Below are 17,866 nucleotides of genomic sequence, written 5' to 3' on the forward strand. Positions count from 1 at the left end.
TGAAACTACCTCTGGCGTCCTGGCAACCCGGGTGACGTGAGGTTCTTGCGCCGCAACTCAGCAGACGACGCCACTCCCGCCGACAACGAGGCGGTGGACGTCGATGCCGGCGCGCACGCGAACGTCGGCAAGGGCCGTCCGACGCCGAAGCGCCGCGAGGCCGAGGGCCGCCGCCGCGGCCCGGTGCCGCCGCCGCCCCGCACCCAGCGCGAGGCCATGAGGCGCAACCGCGAGCTGCGTCCGAAGATGACGCGTGAGGAGCGCAGCAGCGAGCAGCGTGAGCGTCGCGAGAAGATGATGTCCGGCGACGAGCGCTACCTCATGCCCAAGGACCGCGGCCCGGTCAAGGCCTACGTCCGGGACATCATCGACTCCCGGCGCAACCTCATGGGCCTGTTCATGCCGATGGCGATCCTGGTGCTCGCCTCGTACTTCGTGTCGCAGGCGCTGCCCACGCTGCCCGTGCAGGAGTATGTGATGCTGGCCTGCCTGGTGTTCCTGCTGGCCATGGTGGTCGAGGCGATCATGCTGGGCCGGCTGGCCACGCGGCTGGCCCGCACCAAGTTCCCCAAGGAGAGCGTCGGCACCGCCGGGCTGATCTGGTACACGTTCACCCGGGCCAGCCAGGTCCGCAGGCTGCGGGTGCCGCGGCCCCGGGTCCGCCCCGGCCAGGCCGTCGAGGCGTGACGTTCGTCAGGTAATTAGCTGTTCTAACTAACTGGGTCTAGGCTTTTTCCCATGGAGTTTCGTCGCCTGGGCCGAAGCGGCCTCTCGGTAAGTGAGATCTCGTACGGCAACTGGATCACCCACGGCTCCCAGATCGAGCAGGATCAGGCCGTCAAGTGCGTGCACGCCGCCCTGGACGCCGGCATCACGACCTTCGACACCGCCGACGTGTACGCCAACACCAAGGCCGAGTCGGTGCTCGGCGCGGCGTTGAAGGGCCAGCGTCGGGAGAGCCTGGAGATCCTGACCAAGGTCTTCTGGCCGACCGGCCCCGGCGGCCCCAACGACCGCGGCCTGGGCCGCAAGCACCTCATGGAGTCGATCAACGGCTCGCTGGCCCGGCTGGGCACCGACTACGTCGACGTCTACCAGGCGCACCGCTTCGACCGGACGGTGCCGCTGGAGGAGACCTTCCTGGCCTTCTCCGACATCGTGCGGCAGGGCAAGGCCCTCTACATCGGCGTCTCCGAGTGGACCGCCGACCAGATCACCCGCGGCGCGGCCGTCGCCCGTGAGTTCAACGTGCCGTTCATCTCCAACCAGCCGCAGTACAACATGCTGCACCGCGTCATCGAGTCACAGGTCGTGCCGGCCAGCGAGCGCGAGGGCATCTCCCAGATCGTGTTCTCCCCGATCGCACAGGGCGTGCTCACCGGCAAGTACCGGCCGGGCCAGCCGGTGCCGGAGGGCTCGCGGGCCACCGACGCCAGCGGCAAGAACTTCATCTCCCGGCTGTTGCTGGACGAGATCCTGGAGAAGGTCCAGGCCCTCCGGCCCATCGCCGCCGGGGTCGACCTGTCGCTGGCCCAGCTGGCCGTGGCCTGGGTGCTGCAGAACCCGAACGTCGCCTCCGCCATCATCGGCGCCAGCCGCCCCGAGCAGGTGGCCGAGAACGTCAAGGCGGCCGGCGTGAAACTGGACGCGGCGATCATGGAGCAGATCGACAAGGTCCTGGAGGGCAACGTCCGCACCGACCCGATGCTGACGCAGTCCCCCTGACCCCCGGCTTATGCAGGGAAGGACGCCTTACCCGCGTTGAACGCGGGTAAGGCGTCCTTCCCTGCATCCCTAGGGCTTCAGGCTCATGGGGCCGTAGACGGGGTCGTCGCCGTCGAGCAGGGTGACCTGGGTGATGTCGATCTCCGCGAGGTCGGTCCAGGTGGCGCTGAGCCAGTCCTCGGCGGCGGCCTGGTCGTCGAAGGTGACGTCCGGGCCGGTCACGTCCACGCCGTCGTCGTCCTGGTAGTGCCATCGCAGCGCCATGGGCAGAAGGTAACGTCCCGGCCGTGACGTCACGGACACTGGTGCTCGGGGGTGCCCGCTCCGGCAAGTCGGCCCATGCCGAAGGACTCGTGACCGGGGCCGTGACCTACGTGGCGACCGGGCGGCGGGATCCGTCGGACGCCGAGTGGCAGGCCCGGATCGCGGCGCACGTGGCCCGGCGGCCGGCGGAGTGGGCGACAATCGAGTCCACGGACCTGCCGGCGGTGCTGGATTCCGTGCCGGGCACGGTCTTGGTCGACGACCTGGCCACGTGGCTGACCGGTGTGCTGGACGACACCGGCGCGTGGGAGGGCCCGGTCGACGAGGCCCGAGTGCGCTGTGACGAACTGGTCGACGCGGTGGCGCGGCGGGTGGATCCGCTGGTGCTGGTGTCGGCCGAGGTCGGGCTGGGCGTCGTGCCCGCGACCCGCTCTGGCAGGCTGTTCCGGGACGAGCTGGGCTCGCTGAACGCGAGGCTGGCGCAGGCGTGCGACGAGGTGCTGCTGCTCGTGGCCGGCCTGCCTCTCCGGTTGAGGTGAAAGGACCTTGTGGTGACGAGCATCGAGTTCCCCGCCGTCGATCCGCCGGACCCGGTCGCGCGGCGGGAGGCGGCGGCCCGGCACGAGCGGCTGACCAAGCCCGCCGGCTCCCTGGGCCGGCTGGAGGAACTCGGTGTGTGGATCGCGTCGTGCCAGGGCAAGTGCCCGCCGCGGCCGTTCACGCGGGCCCGGGTCGTCGTGTTCGCCGGCGACCACGGCGTCGCCCGCGGCGGCGTGTCGGCGTACCCGCCCGAGGTGACCGGGCAGATGGTCGCCAACTTCATGACCGGCGGCGCCGCCATCAACGTGCTGTCCGGGGTGGCCGGCGCGACCGTGCGGGTCGTGGACATGGCGGTCGACGCCGACACGCCCGAGCAGGTCAGCCGGCACAAGGTGCGGCGGTCGTCCGGGTCCATCGACCGTGAGGACGCGCTCACCGAGGACGAGGCCCGCCAGGCCGTCGCCGCCGGCATGGCCATCGCCGACGAGGAGATCGACGGCGGGGCCGACCTGCTGATCGCCGGCGACATGGGCATCGGCAACACCACGCCCGCCGCCGTCATCGTGGCCGCGCTGACCGGCGAGGAGCCGGTGGCGGTCGTCGGGCGGGGCACCGGCATCGACGACAGCGCGTGGATGCCTTGCTAAAGCAACCAATTGCCAGCGGCTTGAGGGACGACACGCGTCGGACTCCGGTATGAGTGACGCAGTATCCGAGATGCGATAGGCGCCAATACGCCAAGACTGGGGCAATATATCCCGGCGCCATGCATTAATGGCATCATGTTCCAGTGTGTAGTGTTCTTGGCATCAAGTGCGTGGCGAAATAGGTCCGTGGATTCCGAGCCCGCCCACAGTTTTGTGTTGGGGCACTTGGGTTTGACGCCGGTGTTGGATCTGAGCATGCGCCTGGGCGAGGGCTCCGGCGCCGCCGCCGCGCTGCCGCTGATCACCATGGCCGCGCGCATCCTCACCGACATGGCCACCTTCGGCGACGCCGGCGTTTCCGAGCGGTCCGAGGACACCGCGAGCACACCGTCGTAACAGTGTCCGGGCTGCGGCTCGCCGTGTCGTGGTTGACGGTGTTTCCCGTTCCGGGGCCGTCTTCCGTCGACCGGCGAGTCGCCGGCCGTGCCATCTCGCTGACGCCGGTGGTCGGCGTTGCGTTGGGTGCCCTCGCCGCCGCTTTGGCTTGGGGCGTGGTCACTTTGGGCGCTCCCCCGCTGCTGGCCGGCCTGCTCACGGTGGGGCTGCTGGCGCTGCTGACCCGGGGCATGCACCTCGATGGCCTGGCCGACACCGCCGACGGCCTCGGCTGCTACGGTCCGCCCGCCCGCGCCCTGGAGATCATGAAGTCCGGCGGCGCCGGGCCGTTCGCGGTCGTCGTTCTTGTTGTCGGACTTGGGATCCAGGCCGCGTGCCTCGGCGTCGAGCCCTGGCCGGCCGTGGTGTTGGCCGTCGTGTTCGGCCGTGTCGCCTTCGCCTGGTGCTGCCTTCGTTCCGTGCCCGCGGCCCGGCCCGAAGGCCTGGGCGCCCTCGTTGCCGGCACCCAGCCGCTCCTCGTCCCTCTGCTGTGGACGGTGGCCGCGGTGGTCGCCGGTTTCCTTGCCGTGCCGGGCAAACCGTGGCTGGGCCCGATCGGGGTCGTTGTTGCCACGGGCCTCGTACTGCTCCTGCTACGCCACGTGGGCAAGCGCTTCGGCGGCATCACCGGCGACGTCCTCGGCGCCGCCTGCGAACTCGCCACCACGGTGGTGCTGGTGGTGTGCGCGTTCTAACGCGCCCACACGCGGTGCAGTCCCAGCGGGCGGTCGGAGCCGGATGTGTTCTCCGACAAGGACGTCGGTCACGACTGCCATCCGATGAGACGGTCGAGGTCCACGTAGAAGCGGCCGGAGGGAACGGCGCGGCCCAGCAGGACGCGGCGGGCGGTGTCGGTGACCATCGCGCCGCCGAGCATGGTGCCCGAGGCCAGCTGCGGCCAGCTGCTCAGGGTGCGGCCGATCTGGTCGATCGCGCCGGACAGGGCCGGGCTGATCCTGGTCTCGTCGACCATGCGCAGCATCAGGGCGATCGTCGCCGGCCGGTCGAGGCCGACGACGTCGTCCGCGGTGGTGTCGCCGATGCGGCCGTGCAGCAGCGGGCGGTCCGGGTCCAGGTCGAACCGCTCGACGTCGAGCAGGCCACGGTCGTTGGTGTCCATCAGGACCGGGATCCCGAGCCGGCGCGCGTGCTCACGGGCGGCGATCTTCAGCCAGGGCGTGTCGCACTCCTCGACCAGCAGGTCCAGCCCGTCGACAAAACCGTCGATCGTGTCGGCGGTCAGGCCCTCGCGCCAGATCTCGATGTCGAGGTAGGGATCGATCTCGTACATCTGCCGTGCGCACAGCACGGTCTTCTCCACACCCAGCTCGTGCACGCCGGCGCGCAGCCGGTTGAGGTTGGACAGCCCGAGCCGGTCGAAGTCGGCCAGCCGGAACGCGCCACCGACGCCTTCCATCACGCAGGTCAGCGCGGCGCTGTTACCAACCGACAGGCCGATCACGCCGATCTGGCGGTCCAGCAGCACGGCCTGGTCGGCGCGGGTGATCTTGTCGCGGTTGCGGTCGGTGCGCACCAGCCGGAACTGCTCGCGGGGCAGCACGTGCACCAGCCGGCCCGACCACGGGTACCAGACCCAGTTTCCGTGCTGTGCCGGCGTTTTCCCTTCGAGCACCTCGGCCTTGGCCGCCGCCCACTGGGCGTCGGTGCGGACCCGGCCCGGCTGGCCGGCGGAGATGAGCTCCGTCAGTTGGTCGTCGATCCGGTCGTGCACCGCCCGCACCCGGCCGGACTCCAGCAGCGCGGCGAGCGCGTCCGCATCGGCGTTCTCGGCGATGCAGAACAGGACGGGCTGCCAGGTCTCGGCGTCGAACCGCTCCGAAAGAACCATTTCCACAGGGAGAACAGACGTCACGGCGCACAGTGAAACACCCGCCGCCGGTAACGCGAAATCACCGTCCCAAAAGGACGTTGCGATCAGATCCACAGTGGACTGTCCACCTGTGGATCTTCGTGTCGACGATCGATGATGATCACCCGTTGGGGCGATGCCTTCGCGCCGATGCGGCGCGATTGCTTGCCGTGTCAAGGAAGTGCACGGTCGAGACATCTGTTCGGCCGGTGATCCCACCTTTTACAGCACGACCGGCAGGGCCTTCAGGGCGTGAGAGCGGAAGGAGACCCGCCACGGCAGCTCCTCGGCCCGGACGGCCAGGCGGAGATCCGGGAACCGGGTGAACAGCGTCTCCAGGGCGATGCGGATCTCCAGACGGGCCAAGGGGGCGCCGAGGCAGTAGTGGACGCCGTGGCCGAACGTGAAGTGCTGGCGATCGGGGCGGGCCGGGTCGAACTGGTCGGGCGCCGGAAAGCGGGAGGGGTCCCGGTTGGCGGCGGCCATGCCCAGCAGGACGGTGTCGCCGGCCGGGATGGTGACGTCGCCGACGGGGATGTCCTCCAGCGCGAAGCGGCGGATGGCGAAGTGCGCCGGGACGGCCAGGCGCAGCAGCTCCTCGACGACGTGCGCCGGATCCTCTCGGGCGGCGGGCTGTTCGAGCAGCAGCAGGACCCCGGCGGCGATGACGTGGCCGACGTTCTCGACGCCGGCCAGCAGGAGCAGGAAGGCCAGCGAGACCAGCTCGTTCTCGCTCATCCGGTCCTGCTCGTCGCGGGCCTGGATGATGGCCGAGAGCAGGTCGTCGCCGGGCTCCGAGCGGCGGGAGTCGACCAGGTCGAGCAGGAACTTCTGCATGGACGCGATGCCGTTGGCGGCGTCGCGGGGGTGGGCCGGGGCGAACATCGCGGACGTCCAGCCGGCGAAGGCGGCCCGGTCCGCGTCGGGAACGCCCAGGAGGTCGCCGATCACGGCGAGGGGAAGTGGGGCGGTGTAGTTCGCGACGAGGTCGACGACCGCGCCAGCCCCATCTGCTGTCAAACCATCAGCCAGAGCCGAAGACACCGCCCCGATGCCGGTGGCCATGTCCTCCACCCGCCTCGCGGTGAAGGCCTTGGACACGATGCGGCGCAGGCGCTGGTGGTCGGCGCCGTCCATGTTCATCATGTTGGCGTCAAGCTCGGGCGGCAGCGAGAAACCGGTGTAGCCGGTGCGGGAGTGGGCCTTGTCCAAGGAAAGGCGGGGGTCGCCGAAGAGGGCGGCGACGTCGGAGGCGCGAGGGATGACCCAGGCCGGCGAGCCGTCGGGGGTGATGAAGTGGTGAGCACGGGCGGAGTCGCGCAGCCGGGAGTGGAAGGCGTAGGGGTCGGCGAAGAAGGCGGCGTCGAACGGCATCGACGGCTGGTCACTCACGCGATTTCCCTTTCCGCGGAACGGTTCCGTTCGTCCCGAGCCACGGCGTCGACTATAGGTGAGCTGCGGAAGGCCCGGGCCACGGCCCGCTGGTGGGCGAGCTCGCCGGCCAGGTCGGTGGGCTCGGCGACGGTGGCGGCGAAGGAATCCCGTTGGGGGACACCGGCTTCGGCGGCCTCGACGGCCACCCGGAGCTGGGCGGCCTCGATGACGGCGGCGGCCTCGCCCTCGACGATGCCGGCCTCGCCGCACCGGGCGGCGGCGTCCGAGGCGACAAGGGAGCTCATCCACGGCTGCAAGGCCCGCTGACCGTCACGGATCTCGATGAGCATCCGGTACAACCGGGTGTCCACCGGCGTGCCGGCCTCCAACGGCAGCCGGACCTCGGGCACGACGGCGACGATCCGGGCGTGCAGGGGCGCCAACCGCCGCAGGGCGAACACCCGCCCGACCCACGCCCAGAAGTCCGTGAGGTGGTGCCCCCACGAGGGAATCGTCCACGCGATGGGCCGCAGGATCGCGCTCGTCACGGCGGCGATCTGCACGACGGGTTCCCAAGCGACGCCGGAAGCGCCGAAGGCGGCGACCATGATGTCGCCGAGACGCCCGCCGGCGTAGACGAAGTCGGCCCCGCACCCGACCGCGGTGAGCAGCAGGCCGCGGCGCAGCCAGGTGTCGCTGACCTTCCGGGCGCACTGGAGGCAGATCCGCAGCGTGCTGCCCTGCGCCACACAGAACGACACGACGTAGACGGTGAGGTAGTAAGGGAACTGCCCGGCCTTGGCCAGCGCGAAGTCGTTGGGGTTCTCGCCGCGAGCCATGCTGGCGAAGAACAGCGCCGACATCGCCACCAGCACCAGGGCGAACAGCGAGAGCCGCACCCGGACCTTGCGCCACGCCGTCCCGGAGTCGTGCACCCACAACAGGACCAGCACCTGCTGCAACGCGGCCAGCACGATGACCAGGCCCTGCGTGATCAGGCCGGAGATGTTGGTGATGCCGATGGCGGCGCTCACGCGCGGCCACACCGTCGGCGACGAGATGGTGAACAGGAGCGTGGTGCCGGCGAAAACCAGCCACAGCACGACATGCGTCGGCGTCCGGCGTGTCCACAACGTCGGCAGTTTGATCAACGTCACGATGCCGACGATGATCGCGCACGCCGGATACAGGTAGGCGTTCATCTCGTCCCAGGGTGATCGGCGCGTCCCAGTGCGCGCACGAGGCGTTCGACCAGCTCCCGGTCCTCCGGCACCACGTCCCACGCGCGGTCCGTGCTCCACGGGCTGATCCGCTGGCCCATCATCGAGGCGAGCAGCTCCGCCTCCTGTTCGGCGACGCTGTTGGTGTGCTCGCGGCCGAGCACCCGCTTGACCAGCCCCGGATCCAGCGACGGCATCATCATGGCGATGGCGTCCTCGGCCAGCACGGTCTCGGTCTCGTGCTGGAAGAGCAGGTGCGCGACCTCGTGCAGCACGATCTGCCGCTGGTAGAGCGGCACGGCCCGGCGCTCGAAGACGATGAAGTCCTCGTCGGCGGTGGTGATGAGGAAACCCTCGGGCGCGGCCACGGGCAGGTCGAACGGCACCATCCGAACCGGCCGCCCGCGTCGAGCGCCGACCTCGTCGATGACGGCCTGGATCTCCGCCCCGGGCCGTAGATCGAGAGTGGCGAGCTCGGCCGTGCAGCGCTTACGCAGCGAACCGGACACTCGCCCGCGGCTCCACCGGGCCACCATCACCCCGGATCACCGGCCCGTGTCGGATGCATCGCCCTGCAGTTTGCCCTTGGCCTGCCGCGCGGCGCCGACGATGGCGTCGAGCAGGTTGTTCAGCGTGCTGGCGGCATCGTCGGAGATGCCGGTGGAGTTGCGCAGCAGCACGGCCTCCACGCCGGCGACGCGGGCCTCCCGCAGCTGCACGGACAGCGCCAGCTCCCGGTTGACCTGGGCGAAGACGTCGGCGTCCAGCAGGTAGGCGACGCGGCGGATGCCCAGGCTGTGGGTGAGCTTGATCAGCGTGTCGACCTGGACGTTGGCGCCCTCGGCCGATTCCAGCGCGGCGATGGTGCGCAGCGAGACGCCGGACCGCTCGGCCAGCTCGGCCCGGGTCATGGCGCCCTCGGGGTGGTGCTCCCTGATGTGACGCAGGCGCTCGCCCACGGCCGATCGGGTGACGTTCAAACGGTCACTCACACCCTCGGTCCCGGACCCGGCACCGTTGTTGTCACTGGCCATTCGTCACCCCCGGTCACTTCGGCATCACCTCACCCAACGTGCAATATAATGCACCTTCAATGCAGAGTATTGCAATCCCCCGGCCGTCCTCTCTATCGTCGAGAACGGTGACCGCGCGTGTTCGGCCCGCGGTGGCCGGCGGCTGAGGGGACCGCCGGGCGTCCTGCGGGGGAGACGGCGGTCCACCAGCTTCGAGACAGAAACGTGCCCGTGAGATCCGAGTGGATCTCACGGGCACTGAACTCGGAACCTCAGGCGAAGGTGTGCATCCAGCCGTGCGTGTCGGCCGCGCCGCGCTGGATGCCGGTCAGCGTCTCGCGCAGGCGCATGGTCACCTCGCCGGAGCCGCCGCCGTTGATCAGGAACTCGCCGTCGGCGTGCTTGACCCGGCCGACCGGCGTGATCACCGCGGCCGTGCCGCAGGCGAACACCTCGGTCAGCTCACCCGTGCCGACCTTCTTCTCCCACTCCTCGGTGGACACCCGCCGTTCCTCGACCGCGTAGCCGAGGTCGGAGGCGACCTGGAGGATGGAGTCGCGGGTGATGCCGGGCAGCAGCGAGCCGGACAGCTCCGGCGTGACCACCTTCGCGTCGGCTCCCGAGCCGAACACGAAGAACAGGTTCATGCCGCCCATCTCCTCGACCCAGTGCCGCTCCATGGCGTCCAGCCACACGACCTGGTCGCAGCCCTGCTCGGCCGCCTGGGCCTGGGCCTGCAGCGAGGCCGCGTAGTTGCCGGCGCACTTGGCCGCACCGGTGCCGCCGGGGGCGGCCCGCACGAACTCCGTGCACAGCCACACGCTCACGGGGCGCAGGCCGCCGCTGAAGTAGGAGCCGGCCGGCGAGGCGATGAGCACGTACAGGTACTCCTTGGCGGGCCGCACGCCGAGGCCCTTCTCCACGGAGATCATGAAGGGCCGCAGGTACAGCGACTCCTCCGCCTGCTCCGGCACCCAGCGGCCGTCCACGGTCAGCAGCTCGCGGATGGACCCCAGGAACTCCTCGTCCGGGAGCTCGGGCATGGCCAGCCGGCGGGCCGACGAGCGGAACCGCTCGGCGTTGGCCTCCGGCCGGAAGGACTTCAGCGAGCCGTCGGGCTGGCGGTAGGCCTTGAGCCCTTCGAAGATCGCCTGCCCGTAGTGCAGCACCATCGCCGCCGGATCGAGCTCCAGCGACTGGTAGGGCCGCACGACCGGGTCGTGCCAACCCTGCTCCGAGTTCCAGCTGATCGTCACCATGTGGTCGGTGAAGTGCTGTCCGAAGCCCGGCGAAGCCAGTACCTGCGCTACCCGCTCCGGGGTCGCCGGTGACGGGTGCGGGACATGGCTGAAGTGGGTGCCTGGCGTCATGCCATGAAGGTTAACGCCTACTCACCGGTCAGAAAATCGTAGTCCCAAAGATCGGACGTCCAACCATCGGTGCGACCCGTTCGCGAGGGTAGCCGCAGGCCAGTCCGGGTTCAGTAGTCGCCGGCCGGCAGCGTGGGCACGGGCCAGGCCGGGTCCGGGCGGAAATCCGTCCACGTGCCGTCGAACGGGAAGCGGCCGGCCTCGACCAGCGCGATCATCCGCTCCCCCTCGGCCCGCAGCCGCGCCAGCTGCTCGACCGACAGCCGCCCGACCCGGACACACTCCTGCGCCTCGTCCTCGTCCTTCCACGACCAGCTCAGGTCGGGGGCTACGGCCACGTCCAGCGCGCCGTCCACGCGGTCCACAGTGGACGCCGTGCGGCCCATCGGGATCTCCAGATTCACGTACCAGCCCTGGAACTCCCAGTCACGGCTGAAGAACCACCACGTGCTCGACCACCGGTCCTCCTCGATCAGGCGCAGGTTGGCGGAGGTGTGCCAGACGTGCGGGAAACGCTCCCGCTCGGCGGTGAACCGCTGCTCCATCGGCACGTCGCGGGGATTGCGGCCGCCGACGACCCGGGTGCCGACGATGGGCGTGTCCGCGGGCAGCCAGCCGACCAGCGCCCGGCCGTCGTCGGACAGCACGCTGAGCGGGTGGACCTGTCCGAGAGTGCCGTCGAGACGGCGGAATCGCAGCAGCGCGGTGGTGCCCGGGGCCCAGGTCGCCGATACGTTCGTCACACCGTCCGACGGTACAGAGACATGCCGGCGGATCCGAGCAGTACGACCGCAATCGTTGCCGCCAGGAGGAAGGGGGGCATTGTCATGCCGTACAGAACGGACAGTCCCAGTCCGAAACAGGCCGTCCGCATCGGCCAGGTCCGGTCCTCGCGGAGCAGGATCCGGGCCGAGGCGTTGGTGAACGCGTAGTAGGCCAGCATCGCGCAGGCGGCGAAGCCGATCGCCGTGGACGGCTCCATCGCGACGGCCAGGACTGCGGCCACCGCGCCGCCGGCCCAGCCCGCCACCCGATCGTGTTTGAGGACGGCGGGCAGGTTGTCGTTGTTGGCCACTGCCGTGACGGTCTGCCGGGCCCCGGACAGCACGCCCAGCAGCGCGGCGACCGTCGCGACGGCGGCCCCGGCGGCGACGAGCGGCACCAGCCACTGGCCGTCGGCGGAGGTCACGGCGTCCAGCAGCGGCGTCGGCGACAACGCCAGCCGGGACGGCCCGAGCTGCCGGAACGCGGCGGCGCCGACCGCGAGGTAGACGCCGAGCACGAGCACCAGGGTCACGGGGATCGCCAGGTGCAGCCGACGGGCGGTGAAGCTCGGCTCGTCCAGGGCGGGCGCGGTGATGCGCTCGAAGCCGAGGAACGCGAAGACCAGGATGCCGGCCGAGGGCAGCAGCCCCAGCGGCTGGTCGGCGTCCGGGGCGTTGGTGATCGGGGGCGGCGGCACGGCGAAGCAGGCCGCGACGACCAGGCCCAGCGTGATGGCCACAATGGCCACGACCGCCCAGTTCACCTTGCGGTTGAGCCGAAAACCCACCACGTCCAATGCCGTGGCCACGGCCAGCACGCCCAGCGCGCCGAACAGCGGGCGCGACGGCGTGACATAGGCCCCAAAAGTGCCGGCAATGGCCGCCGCGGCGGCCAGTCGGCCGGCGATCGACGCGCTGCCGGCCATGCGACCGGGCCAGGCGCCGAGCAGGTGTGTGGTGTAGCGGTAGCCGGCCCCGTCACCCGGGAAAGCCCGCGCCTGATCGGCCGTGGAGAACGCGCTGCACGCCGCGAGCAGGGCCGCCAGCACGAGCCCGACCAGCGCATACGTGCCCGCGACGGCCGAAGCGGGCCCGAAAGCCGCGAAAACACCCGCGCCGAGCATCCCGCCGACACCGAGCGCGATCGTGTCGGACACCGGAAGCTGCCGGCGCAGCGTGCGCGTCACGCTGCCCACCTTCCCAGACGCGCCGCGTGATCGGCAGCCACCTGACGAATGACGCTCACGGCGAGGTAGTTAGCGACGCTCACGAAGGAGTGGTTAGCATCGGTTTTCACATCATCACCGCAGCAGGAGTCGAGGAGCCAAAAGTGACCGCGCCGAAGTGAGGCCTGGCGGTGTTTGTTCGGTCTGGTCGCCATGGGAAATTTCGGAAGTGACCCATAAAGCCGCAATACTTATCGCCTTCCAGGCTCCTGTATGCTGCATATTTAGCGCATGACAGACTTTTATCCGTGGTTGGGGATACATTACTGCCGCACCTGGGCCAAAGTGCTGCCGCAGGACTCTACACCGATTCTACGTTTGCATTCAGTATTCGTGGCGGCGCCCGGCGCGGACCCGTCGCCGCCGCCTTCGACGGCGGCCTGCCCGAACTGCTCGGCGTGCTCGGCGCGACCGGCAAGGCCGAAGAGGTCGTGAAGGTCCCGACCGGCGGCAAGCTGGCCGCGCCGCTGCTCATCGCCGTCGGCCTCGGCAAGCCCGACTACGGCACCGAGCAGGTCCGCCGCGCCGCCGGCGCCTCGGCCCGCGCCCTGAGCAAGTCGAAGAAGGCGGCCAGCGCGCTGTCCGCCCTGGACCTCGGCGCCGCCGTCGAGGGCACCCTGCTCGGGTCGTACACCTTCACCAAGTACAAGTCCGAGGCAGGCGAGGCCACCCTGGCCAGGGTCGAGTTCGTCAGCCCGGCCGAGGGCGTGGCCAAGGACCACAAGGCCGCCCTCAAGGCGCACACCGCCATCGCCGAGTGCGTGGCCATCACCCGCGACCTCGTCAACACGCCGCCCAACGACCTGTACCCGGGCAGCTTCGCCGAGCGGGCCGTCGAGCTGGCCCAGGCCAACGGCGTCGAGGTCGAGGTGCTCGACGAGAAGGCGCTGCGCAAGGGCGGCTACGGCGGCATCCTCGGCGTCGGCGTCGGCTCCAGCCGCCAGCCGCGGCTGGTTCGCCTGTCGTACAAGGGACCCAAGGCGCGCAAGAAGGTCGCCCTGGTCGGCAAGGGCATCACCTTCGACACCGGCGGCATCTCCATCAAGCCCGCCGCCGGCATGGACGAGATGACCTCCGACATGGGCGGCGCGGCCGCCGTCGTCGCCAGCGTCCTGCTGGCCGCCAAGCTCAAGTACCCGCTCGAGGTCGTCGCCACCGTGCCCATGGCCGAGAACATGCCCTCCGGCGACGCCTACCGTCCCGGCGACGTGCTCACCATGTACGGCGGCAAGACCGTCGAGGTCCTCAACACCGACGCCGAGGGCCGGCTCATCCTGGCCGACGCCATCGTCCGGGCCTGCGAGGACAACCCCGACTACCTCATCGACACCGCGACCCTGACCGGCGCGCAGCTGGTGGCGCTGGGCAAGCGCACCGCCGGCATCATGGGGCACCGACGAGTTCCGGGACCGGGGTGGCGTCGTTGGGCAACGCCGTCGGGGAGAAGCAGCTGGGCCATGCCATGCCCGAGGAGCTCCGTTCGACCTCGACTCCCGGCTCGCCGACCTGGCCAACGTCACGGGCACCGGTTCGGCGGGATGCTGGCGGCGGCGTTGTTCCTGCGGGAGTTCGTGCCGGCGGAGCTGCCGTGGGCGCATCTCGACGTGGCGGGGCCGGCGTACAACTCCGGCGGGCCGTTCGGGTACGTCACCAAGGGCGGGACCGGGGTTCCGGTGCGGACCATTGCTGCTGTGCTGGCGGACATCGCCGCCAACGGCTGAGGTTTGCTTCGAACGCCCCGCCCGGTGTTGTCGGGCGGGGCGTTTGTCGTTGTGGGGCTGGGGGATTTGTCGTTGCGGGGCTGAGGGGTTTGTCGTTGCGGGGCTTGGGGGTTCTTGGGTTGTCCACAGGGGCCTGGTTGTCCACATGTGGATCTTCGGGCGGCTTGGGGGGTGGGGGTGGCCGGTAAAATCGGGCGTGGGCCAGCCCCCGGTGTGGGTGGGGTGCGTGGGTGGGTGCGTGGGTGGGGGTTCTGGGGTTCTCGTTGCTGGCGGCTGTGACGAGGTCGGCCGGCGGTCTCCCCGCCCCGTGGCACGCGTGGCGTTGAGGGCTCCTCCCACCCATCACCTCGGTCAAAGGCTGACTGGCAGCGCAGCCTGTCCGCAGCCAAACCCGGCCGACAGTGCGGGGTGGGCGGAGCCCCCGGAACCACTCCCGGCGAGGGGCGGGCGAAACCCCCGGCAAAGCACACGAGCAACCCGAAGCCCGTTCAGGCCTTGAAGGAATGCAGGGCGGCCACCGACAGGGTCTGCTCGGCGTCGTAGGCCTCAAAAGTGCTGACCACCCGAAAACCCAACCGCCGGGCGAGGCTCAGGGAACGCGCGTTGGCGGACTGGGTGATGAGCAGGACGGGCTCGTCGGGGAGCTCGGCGGCGGCGGCGTGAAGGAGGGCGGAGGCGGCCTCGAAGGCGAAGCCGGCGCCCCAGGCGGAGCGGTGGAGCAGGTAGCCGATGCCCAACTCCTCGCCGGCCGGGCTGATGTGGCCGGGCTCGGCGAGGGGCAGCCGGGTGAGCTGGACGGTGCCGAGGAAGGTGTCGGTGACCCGGTCGGCGATGGCGTAGACGCCGGGCACGGTGGCGTTGGACAGCCCGCCGATGTCGGCGAGGCGCTGTTCGACGGCCTCCCGAGGGGTCGGACCGCCGATGTGGGCGTTGACCTCCGGGTCGGCGCGGAGCTCGATGAACCGGTCCCGGTCGGCGTCGCGGAGCGCCCGCAGCACGATCCGGTCGGCGTCGAGGCGAACGGCGGACAGCGTCATGTCTCCCCCAAGATCGATCTCTCCGGTTGACGTTCCCGAACGGCCCCGGTTGCGTGTATACAAGGCGTATGCGGGAACACGGGTACGAGGTGGAAGTCAGCTGGAGCGGGGCGACGACGGGCTACCGGGACTACTCGCGGGCGCACGAGGTCGGAGCGGAGGGGAAACCGGGGATACCGGGGTCGTCGGACCCGGCCTTCCGGGGCGACCGGGACCGCTACAACCCGGAAGAGCTGCTGGTGGCCTCGCTGTCCCAGTGCCACATGCTGTGGTTCCTGCATCTGGCCACCGACGCCGGCATCGTGGTCACGGCATATCGGGACCGCCCGAAGGGCACGATGGTCGAAGGAGAGGACGGCGGCGGGCGCTTCACCGAGGTGACGCTCCGACCGGAGGTGACCGTCCACAGTGGCCGGGACAAGCTGGCCGAGCTGCACGAGCGGGCCCATCACCTGTGCTTCATCGCCAACTCGGTCAACTTCCCGGTGACGATCGAACCGGCGACGGCTCAGTCGGTGGACTGACGACGGGACTGCGAGCGCTGGCGCGCGGTGTACTCACGCATGCGCTTGGGGTAGCCGACCTTGCTCACCTCGTACACGGGGATGCCGAGCTTGCGGCCCAGCCGGAACGCGCCCTGCTCGCCGTCGATGCGACGACGGGTCCACTCGCCGTCGTGAGCGACCAACACCACAGTGGTCTCCGTCACCGTGGTCCGCGGCTCCACGAACGCCTCGACACCCCGGTGCGCGGTCGCCCATGCCTCCAGGTGAGAGGTGTCGTGCGAGGTCGAACCGCGGGTCACGCCCGGACGCCTGGTCCTGCGAAAACGATCGAACAAGCCCACGGACGTCTCCTCCCGTATCGCACGTCTGACTCAATCGTGCCAGCACCGGCGGTCGAAGAGTGTGAAACCCCCTCGATCCCTCCCCCGGTCAGGGCAGCCGCGACCGCGAAGTGACAAGATGGCAACAGTTGACGCGCGCGTACACGCGCGAGCGACCCGCAGACCACGAATTGCCACTGTTGCCAGTCGAGGAGATCCCGTGACCGACACCTCCGCCGACCTTGTGATCCTGGGCGGCGGCTCGGGCGGCTACGCCTGCGCCTTCCGCGCGGCCGAGCTCGGCCTGTCCGTCGTCCTGGTCGAGAAGGACAAGCTGGGCGGCACCTGCCTGCACCGCGGCTGCATCCCGACCAAGGCCCTGCTGCACGCGGCGGAGGTCGCCGACGCGGCCCGCGAGGGTGACAAGTTCGGCGTCAAGAGCTCGCTCGAGGGCATCGACATGCCGGGCGTGAACTCCTACAAGGACGGTGTGATCTCCGGCCTCTACAAGGGCCTGCAGGGCCTGGTGAAGGCCAACAAGGTCACGCTCGTCGAGGGCGCCGGCACCTTCCAGGGCCCCAACACGGTCGTCGTCGACGGCAACCGCTACATCGGCAAGAACGTGGTGCTGGCCACCGGTTCCTACGCCCGCAGCCTGCCCGGCCTGGAGATCAGCGGCCGCGTCATCACCAGCGACCAGGCCCTGAACCTGGACTGGATCCCGGAGAAGGTCGTCGTGCTCGGCGGCGGCGTCATCGGCGTCGAGTTCGCCAGCGTGTGGAGCTCCTTCGGCGCCGACGTGACCATCGTCGAGGCGCTGCCGCGGCTGGTCCCGGCCGAGGACGAGTGGGCCTCCAAGCAGCTGGAGCGCGCCTTCCGCAAGCGCGGCATCAAGTTCAAGACGGGCGTCAAGTTCACCGGGGCCACCCAGAACGACGCCGGCGTCTCGGTCAGCCTCGAGAACGGCGACGTGCTGGAGGCCGACCTGCTGCTGGTGGCCGTCGGCCGCGGCCCCAACACCGCGGGCCACGGCTACGAGGAGTCCGGCGTCCGCATGGAGCGCGGCTTCGTCATCACCGACGAGCGCCTGCGCACCAACCTGCCCGGCGTCTACGCGGTCGGCGACATCGTGCCCGGCCTCCAGCTGGCCCACCGCGGCTTCCAGCAGGGCATCTTCGTCGCCGAGGACATCGCGGGCCAGAACCCGCGGGTCATCGACGAGGCCGGCATCCCGCGCGTGACGTACTGCAATCCCGAGGTCGCCTCGGTCGGCCTGACCGAGGCCGCGGCCAAGGAGAAGTACGGCTCCGCGACCACCTACCTGTACAGCCTCGCCGGCAACGGCAAGAGCCAGATCCTCAAGACCAGCGGCGGCGTGAAGCTGGTCAAGGCGCCCGACGGCCCGGTCGTCGGCGTCACCCTCGTCGGCGAGCGCGTCGGCGAGCTCATCGGCGAGGCCCAGCTGATCTACAACTGGGAGGCGTTCCCCGAGGACGTCGCCCCGCTGATCCACGCGCACCCGACCCAGACAGAAGCCCTCGGCGAGGCTTTCCTCGCCCTGGCCGGCAAGCCGCTGCACGTGCACGGCTGACCGTCCGAACAAAGTCAGCCACGCGCGCAACGAGCACGAGGAGTCACTAACCCATGGCCTTCTCCGTCCAGATGCCGGCACTCGGCGAGAGTGTCACGGAGGGCACCGTCACCCGCTGGCTCAAGCAGGAGGGTGAGCGGGTCGACGTCGACGAGCCCTTGCTGGAGGTCTCCACCGACAAGGTCGACACCGAGATCCCGTCGCCGGCCGCCGGTGTGCTGCAGCGCATCGTCGTCAAGGAGG

Annotated in this window: 19 protein-coding genes and 1 pseudogene; 9 read left to right on the top strand and 11 right to left on the bottom strand. The window is 70.1% G+C overall.

All coding sequences use genetic code 11. The annotated features are described in order from the left end of the window. Nucleotides 1-36 precede the first annotated feature (36 nt). Complete coding sequence (locus tag KUTG_RS15520) at nucleotides 37-687, top strand: DUF3043 domain-containing protein (protein WP_043717605.1); 651 nt, start codon at nucleotides 37-39, stop codon at nucleotides 685-687. A 51-nt stretch (nucleotides 688-738) separates the two neighbouring features. Beyond that, nucleotides 739-1,725, top strand: coding sequence for an aldo/keto reductase family protein (locus tag KUTG_RS15525; RefSeq protein ID WP_043717607.1), 987 nt, complete (start codon nucleotides 739-741; stop codon nucleotides 1,723-1,725). A gap of 69 nt (nucleotides 1,726-1,794) precedes the next feature. Here KUTG_RS15525 and KUTG_RS15530 read toward each other — a convergent pair whose 3' ends face one another. After that, nucleotides 1,795-1,989: a hypothetical protein gene (locus KUTG_RS15530; protein WP_043717610.1), complete on the bottom strand. Its 195-nt coding sequence runs from the start codon at nucleotides 1,987-1,989 to the stop codon at nucleotides 1,795-1,797. A 23-nt stretch (nucleotides 1,990-2,012) separates the two neighbouring features. On the opposite strand from KUTG_RS15530, the gene KUTG_RS15535 reads away from it, so the two are divergent. The 3 genes and pseudogenes from KUTG_RS15535 to KUTG_RS15545 all read left to right on the top strand — a co-directional run bounded on the left by KUTG_RS15535 (nucleotide 2,013) and on the right by KUTG_RS15545 (nucleotide 4,306). Further along, nucleotides 2,013-2,528 carry a bifunctional adenosylcobinamide kinase/adenosylcobinamide-phosphate guanylyltransferase gene (locus KUTG_RS15535; protein WP_043717612.1) on the top strand — a complete coding sequence of 172 codons (516 nt, stop codon included), beginning with the start codon at nucleotides 2,013-2,015 and terminating at the stop codon, nucleotides 2,526-2,528. Nucleotides 2,529-2,540: 12 nt separating this feature from the next. Then, nucleotides 2,541-3,572, top strand: a pseudogene (locus KUTG_RS15540) (nicotinate-nucleotide--dimethylbenzimidazole phosphoribosyltransferase). 2 nt (nucleotides 3,573-3,574) lie between these two features. Beyond that, nucleotides 3,575-4,306 (top strand): adenosylcobinamide-GDP ribazoletransferase, encoded by a 732-nt coding sequence (locus KUTG_RS15545; RefSeq protein WP_043717615.1) that lies wholly within the window; start codon nucleotides 3,575-3,577, stop codon nucleotides 4,304-4,306. A 68-nt stretch (nucleotides 4,307-4,374) separates the two neighbouring features. Here the strand turns inward: KUTG_RS15545 and KUTG_RS15550 are convergent, their stop codons facing one another. From KUTG_RS15550 to KUTG_RS15585, 8 genes are all read right to left on the bottom strand, one after another. Beyond that, nucleotides 4,375-5,460 (bottom strand): ThiF family adenylyltransferase, encoded by a 1,086-nt coding sequence (locus tag KUTG_RS15550; protein WP_084579352.1) that lies wholly within the window; start codon nucleotides 5,458-5,460, stop codon nucleotides 4,375-4,377. A 243-nt stretch (nucleotides 5,461-5,703) separates the two neighbouring features. Further along, nucleotides 5,704-6,873, bottom strand: coding sequence for a cytochrome P450 family protein (locus KUTG_RS15555; RefSeq protein ID WP_198047180.1), 1,170 nt, complete (start codon nucleotides 6,871-6,873; stop codon nucleotides 5,704-5,706). Continuing rightward, nucleotides 6,870-8,057, bottom strand: coding sequence for an MAB_1171c family putative transporter (locus KUTG_RS15560; RefSeq protein WP_052394605.1), 1,188 nt, complete (start codon nucleotides 8,055-8,057; stop codon nucleotides 6,870-6,872). Before KUTG_RS15560 ends, KUTG_RS15555 begins: the two co-directional genes overlap by 4 nt. Continuing rightward, on the bottom strand, nucleotides 8,054-8,584 hold the full coding sequence (locus tag KUTG_RS15565; RefSeq protein WP_052394607.1) for a hypothetical protein: 531 nt from the start codon (nucleotides 8,582-8,584) through the stop codon (nucleotides 8,054-8,056). Before KUTG_RS15565 ends, KUTG_RS15560 begins: the two co-directional genes overlap by 4 nt. A 36-nt stretch (nucleotides 8,585-8,620) precedes the next feature. Then, on the bottom strand, nucleotides 8,621-9,067 hold the full coding sequence (locus KUTG_RS15570) for a helix-turn-helix domain-containing protein (protein WP_198047181.1): 447 nt from the start codon (nucleotides 9,065-9,067) through the stop codon (nucleotides 8,621-8,623). A 293-nt stretch (nucleotides 9,068-9,360) separates the two neighbouring features. After that, complete coding sequence (locus KUTG_RS15575) at nucleotides 9,361-10,458, bottom strand: branched-chain amino acid aminotransferase (RefSeq protein WP_043717618.1); 1,098 nt, start codon at nucleotides 10,456-10,458, stop codon at nucleotides 9,361-9,363. Nucleotides 10,459-10,568: 110 nt separating this feature from the next. Beyond that, a complete protein-coding gene (locus KUTG_RS15580) occupies nucleotides 10,569-11,201 on the bottom strand; it encodes a ribonuclease FAU-1 family protein (RefSeq protein ID WP_052394611.1) in 633 nt (210 codons plus the stop codon). Continuing rightward, nucleotides 11,198-12,409 carry an APC family permease gene (locus KUTG_RS15585; protein ID WP_157494556.1) on the bottom strand — a complete coding sequence of 404 codons (1,212 nt, stop codon included), beginning with the start codon at nucleotides 12,407-12,409 and terminating at the stop codon, nucleotides 11,198-11,200. Before KUTG_RS15585 ends, KUTG_RS15580 begins: the two co-directional genes overlap by 4 nt. 287 nt (nucleotides 12,410-12,696) lie before the next feature. Here KUTG_RS15585 and KUTG_RS15590 point away from each other — a divergent pair, with 287 nt between their 5' ends. After that, a complete protein-coding gene (locus tag KUTG_RS15590; RefSeq protein WP_232240812.1) occupies nucleotides 12,697-14,169 on the top strand; it encodes a leucyl aminopeptidase in 1,473 nt (490 codons plus the stop codon). A gap of 488 nt (nucleotides 14,170-14,657) precedes the next feature. On the opposite strand, the gene KUTG_RS15595 is transcribed toward KUTG_RS15590, so the two are convergent. Next, a complete protein-coding gene (locus tag KUTG_RS15595; protein ID WP_043717620.1) occupies nucleotides 14,658-15,206 on the bottom strand; it encodes a GNAT family N-acetyltransferase in 549 nt (182 codons plus the stop codon). A gap of 68 nt (nucleotides 15,207-15,274) precedes the next feature. Here KUTG_RS15595 and KUTG_RS15600 point away from each other — a divergent pair, with 68 nt between their 5' ends. Next, a complete protein-coding gene (locus KUTG_RS15600; protein ID WP_043717623.1) occupies nucleotides 15,275-15,730 on the top strand; it encodes an OsmC family protein in 456 nt (151 codons plus the stop codon). Here KUTG_RS15600 and KUTG_RS15605 read toward each other — a convergent pair. Continuing rightward, nucleotides 15,715-16,053: a hypothetical protein gene (locus KUTG_RS15605; protein ID WP_043717625.1), complete on the bottom strand. Its 339-nt coding sequence runs from the start codon at nucleotides 16,051-16,053 to the stop codon at nucleotides 15,715-15,717. The genes KUTG_RS15600 and KUTG_RS15605 overlap by 16 nt on opposite strands. A gap of 199 nt (nucleotides 16,054-16,252) precedes the next feature. On the opposite strand from KUTG_RS15605, the gene lpdA reads away from it, so the two are divergent. Together lpdA and KUTG_RS15615 are read left to right on the top strand one after the other, a co-directional pair. Beyond that, nucleotides 16,253-17,623: a dihydrolipoyl dehydrogenase gene (gene lpdA / locus KUTG_RS15610; protein WP_043717628.1), complete on the top strand. Its 1,371-nt coding sequence runs from the start codon at nucleotides 16,253-16,255 to the stop codon at nucleotides 17,621-17,623. Nucleotides 17,624-17,676: 53 nt separating this feature from the next. Then, a partial coding sequence (locus tag KUTG_RS15615; RefSeq protein WP_043717631.1) for a biotin/lipoyl-containing protein occupies nucleotides 17,677-17,866 on the top strand: 190 nt, incomplete at its 3' end.

The organism is Kutzneria sp. 744, from assembly GCF_000568255.1.
Lineage (GTDB): Bacteria > Actinomycetota > Actinomycetes > Mycobacteriales > Pseudonocardiaceae > Kutzneria.